The 16,843-nt window shown below is 63.3% G+C and carries 12 protein-coding genes; 4 read left to right on the top strand and 8 right to left on the bottom strand.

Annotation, left to right across the window (positions count from 1 at the left end; all coding sequences use genetic code 11):
* Nucleotides 1–38 precede the first annotated feature (38 nt).
* Genes pncB through JQ600_RS02995 form a run of 3 tightly spaced genes read left to right on the top strand, consistent with a single transcriptional unit; the run spans nucleotide 39 to nucleotide 3,474 of the window.
* Nucleotides 39–1,343: a nicotinate phosphoribosyltransferase gene (pncB, locus tag JQ600_RS03005; protein WP_212389072.1), complete on the top strand. Its 1,305-nt coding sequence runs from the start codon at nucleotides 39–41 to the stop codon at nucleotides 1,341–1,343.
* Nucleotides 1,344–1,392: 49 nt separating this feature from the next.
* Nucleotides 1,393–2,688: an O-acetylhomoserine aminocarboxypropyltransferase gene (locus JQ600_RS03000; RefSeq protein WP_212389071.1), complete on the top strand. Its 1,296-nt coding sequence runs from the start codon at nucleotides 1,393–1,395 to the stop codon at nucleotides 2,686–2,688.
* A gap of 3 nt (nucleotides 2,689–2,691) precedes the next feature.
* Nucleotides 2,692–3,474: an alpha/beta fold hydrolase gene (locus JQ600_RS02995; protein ID WP_212389070.1), complete on the top strand. Its 783-nt coding sequence runs from the start codon at nucleotides 2,692–2,694 to the stop codon at nucleotides 3,472–3,474.
* A gap of 200 nt (nucleotides 3,475–3,674) precedes the next feature.
* On the opposite strand, the gene JQ600_RS02990 is transcribed toward JQ600_RS02995, so the two are convergent.
* The 4 genes from JQ600_RS02990 to JQ600_RS02975 form a co-directional block, all read right to left on the bottom strand.
* Nucleotides 3,675–4,700, bottom strand: coding sequence for a S1C family serine protease (locus JQ600_RS02990; RefSeq protein ID WP_212489672.1), 1,026 nt, complete (start codon nucleotides 4,698–4,700; stop codon nucleotides 3,675–3,677).
* Nucleotides 4,701–4,781: 81 nt separating this feature from the next.
* Nucleotides 4,782–5,231: a hypothetical protein gene (locus tag JQ600_RS02985; protein WP_212389068.1), complete on the bottom strand. Its 450-nt coding sequence runs from the start codon at nucleotides 5,229–5,231 to the stop codon at nucleotides 4,782–4,784.
* 7 nt (nucleotides 5,232–5,238) lie between these two features.
* Nucleotides 5,239–6,837, bottom strand: a complete 1,599-nt coding sequence (locus JQ600_RS02980) for a GMC family oxidoreductase (RefSeq protein ID WP_212389067.1) — start codon at nucleotides 6,835–6,837, stop codon at nucleotides 5,239–5,241.
* A 91-nt stretch (nucleotides 6,838–6,928) separates the two neighbouring features.
* Nucleotides 6,929–8,152, bottom strand: coding sequence for a cytochrome P450 (locus JQ600_RS02975; RefSeq protein ID WP_212489671.1), 1,224 nt, complete (start codon nucleotides 8,150–8,152; stop codon nucleotides 6,929–6,931).
* Between the two features lie 196 nt (nucleotides 8,153–8,348).
* On the opposite strand from JQ600_RS02975, the gene JQ600_RS02970 reads away from it, so the two are divergent.
* Nucleotides 8,349–9,959: a flavin-containing monooxygenase gene (locus JQ600_RS02970; RefSeq protein WP_249135650.1), complete on the top strand. Its 1,611-nt coding sequence runs from the start codon at nucleotides 8,349–8,351 to the stop codon at nucleotides 9,957–9,959.
* A gap of 146 nt (nucleotides 9,960–10,105) precedes the next feature.
* Here JQ600_RS02970 and JQ600_RS02965 read toward each other — a convergent pair whose 3' ends face one another.
* From JQ600_RS02965 to JQ600_RS02950, 4 genes are read right to left on the bottom strand one after another with little or no spacing between them, the layout of a single operon-like run.
* Complete coding sequence (locus JQ600_RS02965) at nucleotides 10,106–13,423, bottom strand: carboxyl transferase domain-containing protein (protein WP_212389066.1); 3,318 nt, start codon at nucleotides 13,421–13,423, stop codon at nucleotides 10,106–10,108.
* Nucleotides 13,424–13,443: 20 nt separating this feature from the next.
* A complete protein-coding gene (locus tag JQ600_RS02960; protein WP_212265117.1) occupies nucleotides 13,444–14,328 on the bottom strand; it encodes an ABC transporter permease in 885 nt (294 codons plus the stop codon).
* Nucleotides 14,325–15,281, bottom strand: a complete 957-nt coding sequence (locus JQ600_RS02955) for an ABC transporter permease (RefSeq protein ID WP_212265118.1) — start codon at nucleotides 15,279–15,281, stop codon at nucleotides 14,325–14,327. Before JQ600_RS02955 ends, JQ600_RS02960 begins: the two co-directional genes overlap by 4 nt.
* A gap of 4 nt (nucleotides 15,282–15,285) precedes the next feature.
* On the bottom strand, nucleotides 15,286–16,833 hold the full coding sequence (locus JQ600_RS02950) for an ABC transporter substrate-binding protein (protein WP_212389065.1): 1,548 nt from the start codon (nucleotides 16,831–16,833) through the stop codon (nucleotides 15,286–15,288).
* Between the last annotated feature and the right edge of the window lie 10 nt (nucleotides 16,834–16,843).

Here is a 16,843-nt window from a genome sequence, read left to right as displayed (position 1 = left end):
CACTGGTTGGGCCGTCGCGACCACGATACAGTTCCAGCATGGCAGTCACAGATATTGCATCCCGGACCTACAACCACGGCTGGCGGCTCGATCCGATCGTGCGCAGCCTGCTGGACACCGACTTTTACAAGCTGCTGATGCTGCAGATGATTCGGGAATTCTACCCGGATCAGCAGGTGACGTTTTCGGTAATCAACCGCAGCAAGCATGTGCGGCTGGCCGAAACCATCGATGAGGGCGAGTTGCGCGCCCAACTCGACCACGCCCGCTCCATCCGCTTCACCAAGAAGGAACTGATCTGGCTCGCCGGTAATACGTTCTACGGCAAGACCCAGATGTTCTCCCCGGACTTCATCAACTGGCTCGCCAATTTCCGCCTGCCCGAATACGAGCTGCGCAAGGTGGACGGCCAGTATGAACTGCATTTCCACGGGCCGTGGACCCACACCACGATGTGGGAAATCCCGGCGCTCGCGATCCTGAACGAACTGCGCTCACGCCAGGCCCTGAAAGGCCAGGGGCGGTTCGCGCTCGACGTGCTCTATGCCCGCGCCAAGGCAAAACTCTGGACCAAGGTCGAGCGGCTGCGCAAATTGGAAGGCTTGCGGTTGTCCGACTTCGGCACCCGCCGCCGTCACGGTTTTCTGTGGCAACGCTGGTGCGTCGAGGCGGTCAAGGAAGGCCTCGGATCCTCCTTCACCGGCACCTCCAACGTGCTGCTCGCGATGGACAATGATCTCGAAGCCATCGGCACCAATGCGCATGAATTGCCGATGGTTGCAGCGGCCCTTGCGAATGACGATACCGAGCTGCGCTGGGCGCCCTATCGCATCCTCGATCAATGGCGCCATACCTATGGCGGCAATTTGCTGATCGCCCTGCCCGACGCCTTCGGCACCAAGCCGTTCCTGCGCGATGCGCCGGAATGGGTCGCCGACTGGACCGGCTTTCGCCCCGACAGCGCGCCGCCGATTGCGGCTGGCGAAGACATCATCACGTGGTGGAAGCAGAAGGGCCGTGATCCCCGGGAGAAGCTGCTGGTGTTCTCCGACGGCATGGACGTCGGCTCGATCGAAGAGACCTATCGCCATTTTACCGGGCGGGTCCGTGTCAGCTTCGGCTGGGGCACCAACCTCACCAATGATTTCGTCGGCTGCGCGCCGGATGGATCGGCCGATCTCGATCCGATCTCGATCGTCTGCAAGGTAACGTCGGTGGATGGACGGCCGGCCGTCAAACTGTCGGACAATCCGGAAAAGGCGACAGGCTCGCCGTCCGAAGTCGAGCGATACATACGCGTATTCGGAAATGCCGGCCGCGTCCGCGCCGCCGTGCACGTCTGAACCGGCAACACACAATCCCTGGCTACCCAAACGATTTGACGAGGCCCGCATGCCCGCACCCAAGCCGCCTGCCTTTGAAACCCTGAGCCTGCATGCCGGCCAGCGCCCGGATCCCGTCACCGGCGCCCGCGCGGTGCCGATCTATCAGACCACGTCCTACGTGTTCCAGGATTCCGACCATGCCGCCGCGTTGTTCAACCTGGAACGCGCCGGACATATCTACACTCGCATTTCCAATCCGACGACCGCGGTGCTCGAAGAGCGGCTTGCGGCGCTGGAAGCCGGCGTCGGCGCGATCTGCACCGCGAGCGGCATGGCGGCGCTGCATCTGGCGATCGCCACCCTCCTGAACGCCGGCGACCATATCGTCGCCTCCTCCTCGCTCTATGGCGGCACCATCAATTTGCTGGCGCATACGCTGCCGCGCTTCGGCATCACCACGACATTCGTGAAACCACGCGCGCTCGACGAGTTCCGCGACGCAATCAAGCCGAACACAAAACTTGTCATCGGCGAGACCATCGGCAATCCCGGCCTCGAGGTGCTGGATATTCCGGCGGTCGCGGAAATCGCCCATGACGCCAAAATACCCCTGTTGATCGACAACACCTTTGCGACCCCGTTCCTCAGCCGGCCGATCGAGCTTGGCGCCGACATCGTGATGAACTCGGCGACCAAATGGATCGGCGGCCACGGCATCGCGATCGGCGGCGTCATTGTCGATGGCGGCCATTTTGATTGGCACGATTCCGGCAAATTCCCGGTCCTGACCGAGCCCTATGCTGGCTATCATGGCATCGTCTTCGACGAGCAGTTCGGCCAGGCTGCCTTCATCATGCGCGCCCGCACTGAGGGCCTGCGCGATTTTGGCGCCTGCCTGTCGCCGACCAATGCGTTCCAGCTGCTGCAGGGCGTGGAGACATTGGGCGTCCGCATGGAACGCCATATGAGCAATACGCTCACGGTGCTGGAATTCCTCAAAGCCAACAAGGCGGTTGAGTGGGTGCTGCATCCCGCGCTGGAAAATCATCCCGACCACCAACTCGCACTGCGGCTGTTGCCGAAGGGCGCCGGCTCGATCGTCAGCTTCGGCATCAAGGGCGGAAGGCCCGCGGGCAAGAAATTCATCGAGACGCTGCGCATGGTCAGCCACCTCGCCAATGTCGGTGACGCCAAGACGCTGGTGATCCATCCCGCCAGCACCACGCATCAGCAGATGGACGCCGCGCAACTCAAGGCCGCCGGCGTCGGCGAGGAGCTGGTGCGGCTATCGGTCGGCATTGAAGCTGCGGCTGATATCATCGACGATCTCGGCCAGGCGCTTCGCGCATCGCAGAAGGTGTGAGCCATGCAACTGTCAGTCAAAGGGTCCGATACGTTTGTTGCCACCGGCGGGCGGCCGTTCGATCCGTCCTTGCCCGCGGTCGTAATGCTGCACGGCGCGGGTTTCGATCACTCGACCTGGGCGCTGCACAGCCGCTGGTTCGCCCATCACGGCTATGCCGTGCTGGCGCCGGACCTGCCCGGCCATGGCCGTTCGTCCGGCAATGCCTTGCCGACGATATCAGACATGGCCGACTGGACCGCGGCACTGCTGGATGCGGCCGGCGCGCCCAAGGCAAAATTGGTCGGCCATTCCATGGGGTCGCTGATCGCGCTGGAAACATCGGCGCGCCATCCAGACAAGGTTTCAGGACTCAGCCTGATCGGCACCGCGGCCACGATGACGGTCGGCCCCGACCTGCTCAAGGCCGCGGAGTTCAACAATCCCGATGCGATCGACATGGTCTCGATCTGGGGTCTCGGCTTCAAGGCCGAACTCGGCGGCAGCCTCGCGCCTGGACTATGGATGCATCAGGGCGCGCAGCGCGTGCTGCAGCAGACCCGCCCGGGTGTGCTGTACAACGATCTCAACGCCTGCAATTCGTATGAGGGCGCGCTCGCGGCAGCCGTGGCCGTCAAGGTGCCCGCGACGTTCATTCTCGGCGAGCGCGACATGATGACCCCGGTAAAGGCCGGCAAGACGCTGGCGGCGGCAACACCGAACGCGCGCGTCGTGGTGCTGCCGGGCGCCGGCCACATGATGATGGTCGAAGCGCCGGATGAATTGCTGGCGGCGTTGAGGCAGTAATATCGCGCGAACGACGGGCGTCTCTTCTTCCTTTTCCCCTTGTGGGAGAAGGTGGCGCGAAGCGCCGGATGAGGGGTCTCTATCCGCCGAGAGGTCTCTATCCGCGGAGAACAACCCCTCACCCGTACGCAACGCTACGCGTCGCGTCCACCCTCTCCCACAAGCGGAGAGAGGAAGAGCAGAGCTCGCTGATACAATAATTACTGCCTTGCCGCGCGCTTGCGCTCCACCGGATGAATATCCACCGCCCGCAACCTGCCCATGCGGAGCACGTCCATTTCCAGCTTGCGATCGATGCGGTCGCGGTCGAGTGCGCGGATCAGATCGTCGACGCCGTTGATCTCGACGCCATCCAGTTTGATCACGACATCTCCCGGCAACAGGCCGGCCTGTGCCGCAGGGCTATCAATCTCGATCTGCGCCAGCAGCGCGCCCATTGTGTTGTCGACGCCGGCCACCACCGCATGCCGCCGCGGGATCGGCGCGGTCTGGCCGGACACACCGATATAGGCGCGGCGCACATAGCCGTGGCGGATGATCTCCGACAGCACGAACTGCGCGGTGTTGCTGGCGACCGCAAAGCAGATGCCTTGCGCGCCCTGAATGATCGCAGTGTTGATCCCGATCACTTCGGCTGCCGACGACACCAGCGGCCCGCCGGAATTGCCGGGATTGAGCGCAGCGTCGGTCTGGATCACGTCCTCGATGGTCCTCCCGCTCACCGAGCGGATCGAACGTCCCAGCGCCGACACCACACCCGCGGTCACCATCGATTCAAACCCCAGGGGATTGCCGATCGCGACCACGAGTTGGCCGCGGCGCAGGCTCTTGGAATTGCCGAGCGATGCATACGGCAGGTCCCGTGCACCGTCGGCGCGCAGCAGAGCCAGATCGGTGTCGGGATCGACGCCAAGCACGTGCGCGGCGGTGACAAAACCTTCGGTATCTCGCAGCCGGATTTCTTTCGACGATCCGACCACGTGGCTGTTGGTCAGCACCAGGCCATCCGGCGAGATCACGATGCCCGACCCGAGGCCGCCGCGCTCCCGCGCGGTGCGCACTTTGGGGCCAGTTTCGACGCGAACGACGGCGGGGCCGACGCGCTCGGTCACGCCGATCACGGCGTTGGAATAGGCGTCCAGCAGGGCCTGGTCGTTATCAAGGGCGTGTTCGGTCGCGCGCAATGACGGAGCGTCATCGGCGTTATCTGGGGTAAAATCCAACATGGCGAATTCCTTCGCCCGTCAGATGGTTACGGGATTACCTTGCCGCAAGAGCCTAAACCTGCGCGCAAACCTGCCCTGAGCTTACGTGGCCCGCCGCAAGTTCGGCGGCTTCGCCTTGACCGGATCGAGCAGCGACCAGTCGCCCTGTTCCAGCGTGTAGCCTTGCGGGAACGGCGCGCGAAGTTCCAGCCCGAGCGATCGCAGCACGCGATCGTCGCGGTAGTAACATTGCAGCATGACGCGAACGAGGGTTGCGGCCGCAGCACCACCCGATGCGCGAAACTCCTGCGCCACCGCATCGCGCCGCACCGGGTCGAGGTCGGCGAGCGGTTTGCCGGAAAGGCGCGCGAGATGATCGAGCGCCTCTCGTACCAGCGCGGTGTCGCGGCCGAGCGTCGCCAGCATGTCGGCCTGGATCGCGGGGTCGTCCGCGCCGGGCACCTTGTACTCGTCGCTGGCGGGGACGATCATCGCAGCGACGATGCGGAGATCGTCGCGCTGGGCTGAGGTCAGTTCATTGGGTGCGGACATGGCGGCCTCAGTCGAAGAGATTGGCTAGACGTTGCTTCATCTGGTCGGCGACGTAGAGCGCGATCGCCTGGATGGTCGAGGTCGGGTTCACGCCGCCTGAGGTCACGAACACACTGCCGTCGACGATAAAGAGATTCTTCACGTCATGCGACCGGCCCCATTCATTGACCACGGAGCGCGCCGGATCGGTACCCATGCGTGCGGTGCCGAGCAGATGCCAGCCGCCCCATGGGATAGGGTCGTTGATGCAGAGGTCGGTGGCACCCGCGGCTTCGAGAATTTCCTTACCCCGCGCCAGTCCGTGCGCCATCATCTTCCGGCTGTTTTCGCTGATCGTGTAATCGATTTTCGGCGCGGGAATGCCGTGGCTGTCTTTCAGCACGGGATCGAGCGTGACGCGGTTGTGTTCCTCGGGCAGATCCTCGCAAATCGCCGAGACCCCGAGCCGATGGCCATTGAGCTTGCGGAAGACGCGGTGATGATCCGCGCCCCACGGCAAGATGCCCTTCTGCTCGCTCGCGACGGCTTCGAACACCGGCCCTGCGCCGCGGCCGAACTGGATGCCGTAGCCGCGGACGAAGCCGCGCGAGAGGTCTGTGTCGTAAAACTCCTTGCTCCAGAGGCAGGTCGGCGGCGCGCGGTTACTGTCGGTCGGCTCCTTAACGAAGCCGTAGATTTGCGCATAGGGATGGAACATCAGGTTCTTGCCGACCAGTCCGGAAGAATTCGCAAGCCCGTTCGGAAAACGGCCGGAGACCGAATTCAAGAGCAGCCGCGGCGTGCCGACGCCGTTGCAGGCGATGATCACGACCTCGGCCGGCTGGAACTGCTCGACGCCATCCTTGTCGTAGTAGACGACGCCCGAGGCCATGCCGTGCTCGTTGGTCAGGATCTCGCGCACCCGGCAATGGGTTTTGAGTTCGACGCCGGCGCGGATCGCGTGCGGCCAATAAGTGATGTCGGTAGACGCTTTTGCGCCTTGCGCGCAGGCCGGCGTGCAATGGCCGAGATTGATGCAGCGCGCCCTGCCCTCGTAGTCCATCGTCGCGACCGTGGTATCCGACGGCCACCAGTGCCAGCCAAGCTTGTTCATGGCCTTGCCGATCAGCGGGCCGGAGAGCCCGAGCGGCTGCGGCGGCATCGGCGGGCGCGTCAGCGGCGAACGCGGGTCGCCCGATAGGCCCGAGACGCCCATCATGCGGTCGTTCTCTTCAAAGAACGGGGTGAGCGCGTCGTAATCGATCGGCCAGTCGTCGGCGACGCCGTCCAGCGTCTTCACCTTGAAATCGGACGGATGCAGCCGCGGCCAATGCGCGGTGTACATGACAGTCGAACCGCCGACACCGTTGAAATTCACCACCTTGATCGGCGAATTGTCATCGTTGATCGGGTAGTCCTCGGGCCGGCCGCGGATATTCGGGCTGGTCGACCAGTCGCCGTAAAACTTAGCTTCCCAGTCACGCCCGGTGCTCGGATATTCGGAAGAATTCATCCAGCCGCCCTGGTCGAGGCAGAGAATGTGCATCTTGGTATCGGCGAGGCTCCAGGCGACAGCGGCGCCGGAGGCACCGGCGCCAATGATCAGGACGTCAACGGGATCGTTCATTCCAGTTCCTCTTGTCATTCCGGGGCGCGAAGCGAACCCGGAATCTCGAGATTCCGGGTTCGATGCTTCGCATCGCCCCGGAATGACGAGTTCAATTCACAATCCTTACCGGCAGCGAACGAACGCCGCGGATGAAATTCGAATAGAGCCGCTGCGGCGGCCCTGTGATTTCGAACCTGAGATCCCGTTGCAACACTTCCTCCCAAAGAATGCGGATTTGCTGTTCGGCGAGCCGGTCGCCGACGCAGCGGTGGATGCCGGCGCCGAAGGCGAGATGCTGCCGGGGTTTGGCGCGATCGACAATGAATTCGTCGGGGCGATCGATCTTTTCCTCGTCGCGATTGCCGGAGATGTACCACATCACCACCTTGTCGCCTTTTGCAATTTGGCGGCCGGCCAACTCCACATCGTTGCGCGCGGTGCGGCGCATATGCAGTACCGGCGTGTGGTAGCGGATGGATTCGGAAACGAGGTTGGGAATCAGTTCGCGCCGGCTGCGCACCAATTCGAACTGCTCGGGGTTTTCGACCAGCGCCATCAGCCCGCCGGTCATGGAATTACGCGTGGTGTCGTTGCCGCCGACGATCAGAAGCGCAATCGTCCCGATGAATTCGCGTGCCTGCAGATTCTGGGTCGCCGGCGAGTGCGCCAGCATCGAGATCAAATCGAAGGTTGGTGCTGCGTTGGCGCGGGCATCCCATAATTTGCGGAAGTATTCGCCCATTTTGGTGAGTTCGGCGATGCGCTCCTCCGCCGAATGCACGACAGCATCCGGCGCTTCGACATTGGCGATCGCAACATCGGACCACCAGGTCAGCCTCTCGCGGTCCTCCCAGGGAAAATCGAACAGCGTCGCCAGCATCATGTTGGTGAGATCGGTCGAGACCCGCGCCACCCAGTCAAACGTCTCATGGCGCGGCAGCGCGTCCAGCACGTCCGAGGTCCGCTTACGGATCAGCGCCTCGAGGTTGGCGAGGTTTGACGGCGCCACGATGGGAGAAACGGTGCGGCGATGCGCGGTATGGCCCGGCGGATCCATCCGGATAAAGTTGGCAAACTCCTGGCCGAGGGGCTGATCGGCGATCTGGATACCGCCAAGTTCCGAGTTCGACGAATAGTTCTCGTGGTCGAGTTCGACGGTAAAAATGTCGTCGTAGCGCGTTACCGACCAATACGGCCCGAACGGCGAGGCCTCGCAATAATGCACGGGATCGTCGCGGTGCAGCTGGGCGAATAGCGGCCGCCAATTGTCGTCCTGGTACAAATGGGGATCGCTGACGTCGATCGAGGCCAGCTTGCGCAGCGCCTGGGCCATCGTGTCCCTCCCCTGTTTCCGTCGCCGCTTGCCGGGCGCTCCTGCCTTCGACGATAGGGGCAGATATGGCCATGAGTAAAGGCGCGAGAGGCAGCCCGGCGGCAAACCTGCAACCCTGCCACGCGTCCAGGCGGGGTTTGTCCACCGGCGCAAGAACGGATAGTTTTGGTGCCAAGGACATACATTGAGAACAGACTTGGGAGCAACGCCGATTCCGGATCTTGACGTCATCATCATCGGCGCCGGCCTTTCCGGCATGTACCAACTCTACCGGCTGCGCGAACTGGGCTTGCGCGTGCACGTATTCGAGGCGGGCACCGATGTCGGCGGTACCTGGTACTGGAACCGTTATCCCGGAGCACGCTTCGATTCCGAGAGTTATTCCTATGGTTATTCCTTCTCCAAGGAGTTGCTGCAGGAGTGGGACTGGTCCGAGCATTTTGCAGGCCAGCCGGAAACATTGCGCTACTGCAACTATGTCGCCGACAAGTTCGATCTGCGCCGGGACATTCAGTTCGAAAGGCGGGTCAAGGCCGCGCATTACGACGAAGAAACCCGGAGCTGGACGATCACGCTGGAAGACGGCAGCCGCTTCAACTCCCGCTTCCTGATCACGGCGATCGGTCCGCTCTCGACGCCTACGCTGCCCCGAATCGAAGGTCTCGGCGATTTCAAGGGCGCATCGTTCCACACCGCGCGCTGGCCCAAAGAACCGGTGGATTTCACCGGCAAGCGCGTCGCTGTCATCGGCACCGGCGCAACCGGCATCCAGACCATCCAGACCATCGCCGGGCAGGTCGGACATCTGACGGTGTTCCAGCGAACGGCGAATTGGGCAGCGCCGCTGCACAACGGCAAGATCGACGCCGAGACGCAGAAGAAAATCAAGGCCGGCTATCCCGAGATATTTGCCCGCTGCCAGGAGACTTTTGCCTGCTTCGTCCACACGCCTGACACGCGCGGCGCGTTCGAGGTGTCCGACGAGGAGCGCGAAGCCAACTATGAGCGGCTCTATGGCGAGCGCGGTTTTGGGATCTGGCAGGGGAATTTCAAGGACATCCTGATCGACCGCAAGGCGAATGCGACGATCAGCGATTTCGTGGCACGGAAAATCCGCCAGCGGGTGAAAAACCCCGAGGTCGCCGAGAAGCTGATTCCGAAGAACCATGGGTTCGGCACACGGCGGCTGCCGCTGGAGACGTTTTACTTCGAGGTCTACAACCAGGACAATGTCGAGCTGGTCGACATCAAGGAGACACCGATCGAGCGGATCACGCAAGCGGGCATCAAGACCAGCGCGAAGGAATTCGAGTTCGACATCATCATCTATGCGACCGGGTTTGACGCGCTCACCGGCAGCTTCGACAAGATCGACTTCCGCGGCGTCAATGAGGCGCGGCTGCAGGAGAAGTGGAAGCACGGGCCGCAGACTTACCTAGGCATCATGGTCCACGAATTCCCAAACATGATGATGCTGATGGGGCCGCACACCGCGCTCGGCAACATCCCGCGCAGCATCGAATACAGCGTCGATTGGGTGACCGGGCTGGTACGCTTTGCGATGGATAATAAATTGACGCTGATAGAAGCGACCACCGCCGGCGTGCAGTCATGGACAGATCACGTCAAGGCGCTCGGCGTCGGGCTGTTGTCCAACGAGATCGATTCCTGGATGACCGGCATCAATTCCAACGTCGAAGGCAAGCAAACCCGCATCATCGCCCGCTACAGCGGCAGCGCCCCGGCCTACCGCGCGCGATGCGACGAGGTCGCGGCGAAGGGATATGACGAGTTGCGGCTGGGCTAAAATGTCGTCCCGGCCTTGAGCCGGGACCCATAACCCCGGTCATCTATTGTTGAAGCGACGCCGTCGAACAGCGTGCGAAGAACAATCGGCGCTGCGGCGTATGGGTCCCGGCTCAAGGCCGGGACGACGTGGATGGATTCGCGTCCTCACCACGCATCGATGCACGGCCGCTTGCGGCCACTCCGCGGCTCCGGCTTCGGCACCGACCTGAGCCCCGACATGATCCAGTGCCTTGTATCAGCGGGATCGATGACCTCGTCGATCTCCAGCACGGAGGCGATCGAAACCGCCTTGCCGTTGGCATAGAGTTCGGCGACCTTGGCCTTGTAGTATTTCTCGCGCTCTTCGGGATCGGCGATCGCTTCCATTTCCTTGCGGAAGCCGAGCCGAACATAGCCCTCAAGGCCCATGCCGCCGAATTCGCCGGTCGGCCACGCCACCGTGAAGAACGAGGCATGAAAGCCGCCGCCGATCATGGCCTGCGCACCGAGGCCATAACCCTTGCGCAGCACGATGCCGAACAACGGCACCGTGAGGCTGGCGCCGGTCACGAACATCCGCGCCACATGGCGCACGATCGCGGTCTTTTCGGCCTCGGGCCCGACCATGAAACCCGGCGTATCGCACAGCGACACGATCGGAATGTCAAAGGCATCGCACAGCTGCAGGAAACGCGCGGCTTTGTCGCCGGCCGGCGCATCGATGGCACCGCCAAGGTGTTTTGGATTGTTGGCGATCAGCCCGAACGGTTTTCCCTCGATGCGGATGAACGCCGTGATCATGCCGACGCCGAAATCGCGGCGAATTTCGAGTACTGATCCCTCGTCGGCGAGAAGGTCGATCACGGTCCGGATGTCATAGACCCTCAGCCGGTTCTCCGGGATCGCGCGCCGCAGCAGCCGCTGGTCCGGCGCTTTCCAGTCCGACACCGCCCCCTGGAAGTACGACAGATATTTTTGCGCGGCGGAGGTTGCTTCCGCTTCGTCCTCGACCAGGATATCGATCACACCGTTCGGCGACTGGAACGACACCGGGCCGACTTCAGCCGGATGATAGACGCCAAGCCCGCCGCCTTCGATCATCGCCGGCCCGCCCATGCCGATCGACGCGTTTTTGGTGGCAATGATCACGTCGCAACAGCCGAGCATCGCGGCATTGCCGGCAAAGCAATAGCCGGAGACGACGCCGATGACAGGCACCAATCCCGACAGTTTTGCAAATTGCACAAAGGACGGCCCGTCGAGACCGGTCATGCCCAACCGATCCGTATCGCCGGGACGGCCGCCGCCGCCTTCCGCGTAAAACACCAGCGGCATCCGCCATTGTTCGGCGAGCCCGAGCATGCGGTCGATCTTCTTGTGGTTCATATGGCCCTGGGTGCCGGCCAGCACGGTGTAATCATAGGAGATCACCATGCAGCGCGCGCCTTCCGCGCCGAATTTTTCCGCATTCACGGTGGCGACGCCGGAGATCAGGCCGTCAGCCGGCGTGTTCTGAATGAGGTCGTCGACCTTGCGCCGCCGCCGCTGCGCCGCGATCGCGAGCGAGCCATATTCGACAAAGGACCCCTCATCGACGAGCTGCGCGAGGTTTTCGCGCGCCGTGCGCTGGTTGGTCTTGCGACGGCGCTCGACCGAGGCCGGCCGGTTCTCATCCAGCGTGATGGCGTGACGCGCGATCAGTTCGGCGAGGTCAGGGCGGATGTGGTCGAGATCGACATCCTCTTCTTCCGCGACGTCATGCGCATCGATCTCGGCCGGTTCGAGAAACAGGATGGCCTCATCCTGCATCAGCGTGACGCCGGCTTCCGCAGCGATCCTGGTCACCTTGCCGCCATGCGGCGCGGTCACGAGATGCTCCATCTTCATGGATTCGAGCACGGCAATTTGCTGGCCCGGACGGACGAGATCGCCTTCCCGTACCTCGATCGCGACAATCGTACCCTGCAGCGGCGCCGGCACCGGGACGGAGCCGGCCGGACCGGCTGACCCAGCCGAGGCTTCGCGGGCCTCGGGAATGGACACGGCCGCGCCCGCTTCCAGCAGCTCCGGCGCCGAGAGATCGTTCGCCGCGTGCACCAGCGCGGCGACATGGGTATCGATAAAGCCGGTATTGATCCGGTTGGCGACGAAATCCGGATGCGCCAGCACCGCGCCGAGGAACGGGATATTGGTGGCAACGCCGCCAATGCGAAATTCACGCAACGTGCGGGTGGCCTTCTGCACCACGTCGGCCCAATTTGGGCCGGTCGCGCGCACGATGACCTTGGCGAGCAGCGAGTCGAAGGCGGCGCTGGTCTTGTAGCCGGAATAGCCGAACGTATCGACGCGCACGCCGGGCCCGGCCGGCAGATCGAACATGGAGAGCGTGCCGCCGGTCGGCTTGGTGACACCGTTCTCGTCCATCACCTCCATGTTGACGCGGAGCTGCATCGCGTAGCCACGCGGTTTCGGAATATAGGCCTGCGCGAGGCCGAGCGAACCCAGCGTGGCGCCGCCGGCGACCGCCAGCTGCGCCTGCACCAGATCGACGCCCAGCACCTCCTCGGTCACGGTGTGCTCGACCTGCAGCCGCGGATTAGCCTCGATGAAGGCGAAGGCCTGCGCGTCGCCCCTCGCGTCGCCGTCGACCAGAAATTCGAAAGTGCCGAGATTGTCGTAGTTCGCGGCGCCGGCGAGTTCCCGGGCGGCGTCGATGATCCGCGTGCGCAGACTGTTGCTCAGCGACGGGCTTGGCGCCACCTCGATCAGCTTCTGGTTCCGCCGCTGGATGGTGCATTCGCGTTCCCACAGATGGCTGATCGCGCCGTGATGGTCGCCGATGATCTGCACTTCGATGTGGCGGGCGTTGCGAATCAGGCGCTCGACATAGACGCCGTCCCTGCCGAAGGCCGCCTTGGCCTCGGACTGGCAGCGCACATAGGCTTCTTCCAGCTTTGCCGCATCGTCCACGATACGCATGCCGCGCCCGCCGCCACCGGCGATAGCCTTGATCATGACGGCGGCGCCAGAGCCCAGCGACGCGAAGAAGTCCTTGGCCTGGTCGAGCGAGGTCGGGCCGCTGGTACCCTCGATGATGGGCACGCCGCACTCCTTCGCCAGCGCCTTGGCCTTGGCCTTGTCGCCGAACAGATCCAGCGCCTCCGGCGACGGGCCGACAAAGGTGATGCCCTCTTCCGCACAACGCCGGGCCAGAAAGGTGTTTTCGCTGAGAAAGCCGTAACCGGGATGCAGTGCATCGCAGCCGGTGGCTTTGGCGGCGGCCACGACCGCCTCGATGTCGAGATAGGCCCGCGCGCCCCGCCCCGGGATTTCATGCGCTGCGTCAGCGGAGCGGACATGCAACGACAGCGCGTCGTCGGTGGGGTAGATCGCGACAGTGGCAAGGCCGGTCTCGCCCGCGGCCCGCGCGATACGAATGGCAATCTCGCCGCGATTGGCGATCAGGAGCTTATTGAAGGGCATAAAATGCTTCCGCAAAAGGATTATCGATCCTTCATGGTCGGATCGAGCACGATACGCAAGGACTCTCCCAGCGCATTGAATGCCAACGAGACCACCAGAATGGCAAGCCCCGGGGCATACATCTGCTCCGGCGCGATCTCCATATACTGGTAGGCGCGGGCCAGCATCGCGCCCCAGCTCGGGTTTGGCGGCTGGATACCGAGCCCAAGGAAGCTGAGGCTGGCCTCCGCCAGCAGCGCCGCCGCCAGCAAGAGCGTGACCTGCACGATCACCGGCTGCAGGGCGTTCGGCAGCACATGCTTCCACAGGATATGCCAGGCCGGCGCCCCAAAACACCTGGAGGCGTCGACATAGAGCTCCTGCCGCACGATCAGTGTCCGGGCGCGGACGATTCGCGCCAGCGCCGGGAACATCACGATGCCCACGGCAATCATGCCGTTGGTGAGGCCGATGCCGAGCGCGCCGGTGACCGCAATCGCCAGCACGATGGCGGGGAATGACAGAAACGTATCGATGATCCGGCTGATGATATCGTCGGTCCAGCCGCCGAAGAACCCGGCGGCCAGCCCAACCGGCAGGCCGATCGCAACCGCGACGCTGACCGCGAGCAGGCTGGCATACACCGTTGCCGGCGCGCCGTAGATCAGCCGACTGAAGATGTCGCGGCCGAGATCGTCGGTGCCGAGCAGATGTCCGGGCCCCGGTGCGGCCAGCATGTTGTTGGCGTCCTGCGCTGTCGGCAGATAGGGCGCGATCCAGGGCGCGCCGATCGCGACAATCACCAGCACCAGCAGCACCAGGATCGCCAGCGCGGCGCGCAGATCGCCCGCCAGCCAGCGGAAAAACCGCCGCAGCCGGCTCGGCTGGACCAGTCGCTTGGGGGTTTCGAGCGCCAAATCCGTCATTGTTCGATCCGGGGATCAACGGCCGCGCACAGCAGGTCCGCGATCAGGTTCACCAGAATGACCACGATCACCATCGTAAAGACCACGCCCTGCACGATCGGAAAATCACGCTGGATCGCGCCGCGCACGATCAGGCTACCGAGGCCCGGAATCGCAAACACGGCTTCGATCACGACGGTCGCCGCCAGCATGCGGTTGACCAGGATGCTGATGATCGTGAACAGATTGACGCTGACATTCTTGAGCCCGTGCTGCCACAGGATCCGGGTCATCGAGAGGCCCTTGGCGTGCAGGGTGCGCACATATTGCGACGACAGCACTTCCAGCAGCGATCCACGCAACTGCCGCGCCACCTCGGCCATGCCGTAGGCGGCAATCGCAATGCCCGGCAGCAGGGCATGCCGGATCGCCTCGATGGGCGAGACGCTGAAGGATTTCGCGCCGGTTGCCGGCAGCCAGTTCAGCTTCAGTGAAATCTCGGCGACCAGGATCATCGCCAGCCAAAAGCCGGGTATTGCGACCCCGAGCGAGGCGATCATGCTGACCGTCTTGTCGACCCAGCCATCGGGCTTGATCGCCGCGATCACCCCCATCGGGATTCCCGTGACCAGCGCCAGCACCAGCGCGATCGCGACAATAAGGAGCGTGTTGGGAAAGGCCCGCGAGATCGAGGTTGCGACCTTCTCGCCCGTCAGCAGTGATTGCGACAGGTCGCCTTGCACGACATTCGCCAGCCACGCGCCATACTGCACCAGGAACGGCCGATCGAGGCCGTAGACCTTCCGGATTTCGGTAATGCGCGCGTCGGTGGCGTTGTCGCCGGCCAACGTCACCGCGATGTCGCCGGGCACCAGCTTGAGCAGCGCGAACACCATGAAGGTCGCGAGCAGGATCACGGGCAGCGCCTGCAGCAGGCGGCCGCCGATGACCCTTGTCGGACTTCGTCGCGCCATTCGGTTAGCTCTCCAGCCAGACGTCGTCGTATTTCGGCTTGCCCAGCAGGTTCGGCCTGTAGCCCTGCACCTTCTTGTTCATCGCGACCAGTTCGAACTGGAACGCGAGCGGTGCCACGAAGGCGTTTTCCATCACCAGCCGCTGCACGGTCGCGAACGCCTTGCGGCGCAGCTCGATGTCTTCGGACGCCCGCGACTCCTTGATCGCGGCTTCGAGCTCCGGCGGCACCGCACCCCGGCCACCATTATAATAGGCGTCCTTGGTGAACATCAGCGAATAGGTCAGGCTGGGATCGGGCCGCCCGGTCCAGGCCGCGAGAATGCCGGAGCCGCGCTTCTCGGCGCCGAAGAACGCGGCAGAGGCTTCCGCGATCGGCGCATTCAAGAAGCGCACATTCATGCCTGCTTTGCGGAACTGTTCGATCAGGATTTCCTGGCGCTGCACCGAATCCTGATCGGGATAACCGACCAGTTCGATCGGTAAGCCGTCCTTAAATCCGGCCTCAATGAGCAGCTTCTTCGCCTTGTCGGGATCGTAGGGATAAAGTCCGGCGACGGACTTGTCGTAGGCCCAATGCGCTTTCGGCAGGTTCATGTAAGCGGGCTCGGCCAAGCCTGCGAGCGCCGCCTTGACGAAGGTTTCGCGATCAATCGCAAAATTGAAGGCCTGGCGCACCTTGATGTTGTCGAACGGCGGCTTTGCCCAGTTCAGGAAGATCTGGAACACGTACAGCGTCGGGCCGTTGAAGATCTTGATGCTGCTGGCGCGCTCCACGATCGCCTTCTGCCGCGGCGGCAGCTGGTACATCAGATCGTTCTGGCCGGCGGTCACCGACCGCGATCCGGTAGTCAATTCCGGAATGATCGAGAACTCGATTCCATCTGGATAGGGACGGTTGGGCTTCCAATATTTCTCGTTGCGCTTGATGACGATCTTCTCGCCATCCGCCCAGCTGACGAAAGCATAGGCGCCGGCGCCGACCGGCGTGCGCGCGACATTGCCGGCCGCACTGGCCTTGACCGCGGCCGGCGACACCATCATGCCGGCGCGGTCGGAGAGAATGCCGGGCAATGCAGCGTCGGGTGTGCTCAGCTTCAACGTGACCTGCAACGGACCGGTCACCGCAGCCGATTCCATCGCGGCAAGATCAGCCTTGATGTTGGATTTCGGATCGCGCTTGTTGCGCTCCAAGTTGAACTTGACGGCCTCGGCATCGAGCGGCGTGCCATCGTGGAACGTCACACCGGAGCGGATGTTGAGCACCAGGGTGGTCGGGTCCGAAAAGGTCCAGCTCTCGGCTAGGCCGGGCTTGGGCTTGAGCGTCTCGAAATCCCATTCGGTCAGCGTGTCGTACATCGTGAACAGGAAGGCATGGTCCGAACCGGCGCCGCCGGTGGCGGGGTCAAGGCTCGACGGATTGGCAGGCGCCGAGATGCGTAGGATCCCGCCGCGCTTCGGCGTGCCTTGCGCAAATGCGTGGCCGCCGAGGGTTGCACCAGCCAGCGCGCCCGATATCAGCGCCATTACCTCGCGTCGCGTCGTCTGTGTCATGGCAATTCCT

Origin of the sequence: Bradyrhizobium sp. AUGA SZCCT0176 (genome assembly GCF_018130145.1) — a bacterium.
Taxonomy (GTDB): domain Bacteria; phylum Pseudomonadota; class Alphaproteobacteria; order Rhizobiales; family Xanthobacteraceae; genus Bradyrhizobium.
The sequence above is the reverse complement of the archived record's forward strand: the minus strand, read 5'-3'. Positions and strand labels throughout refer to the sequence as shown.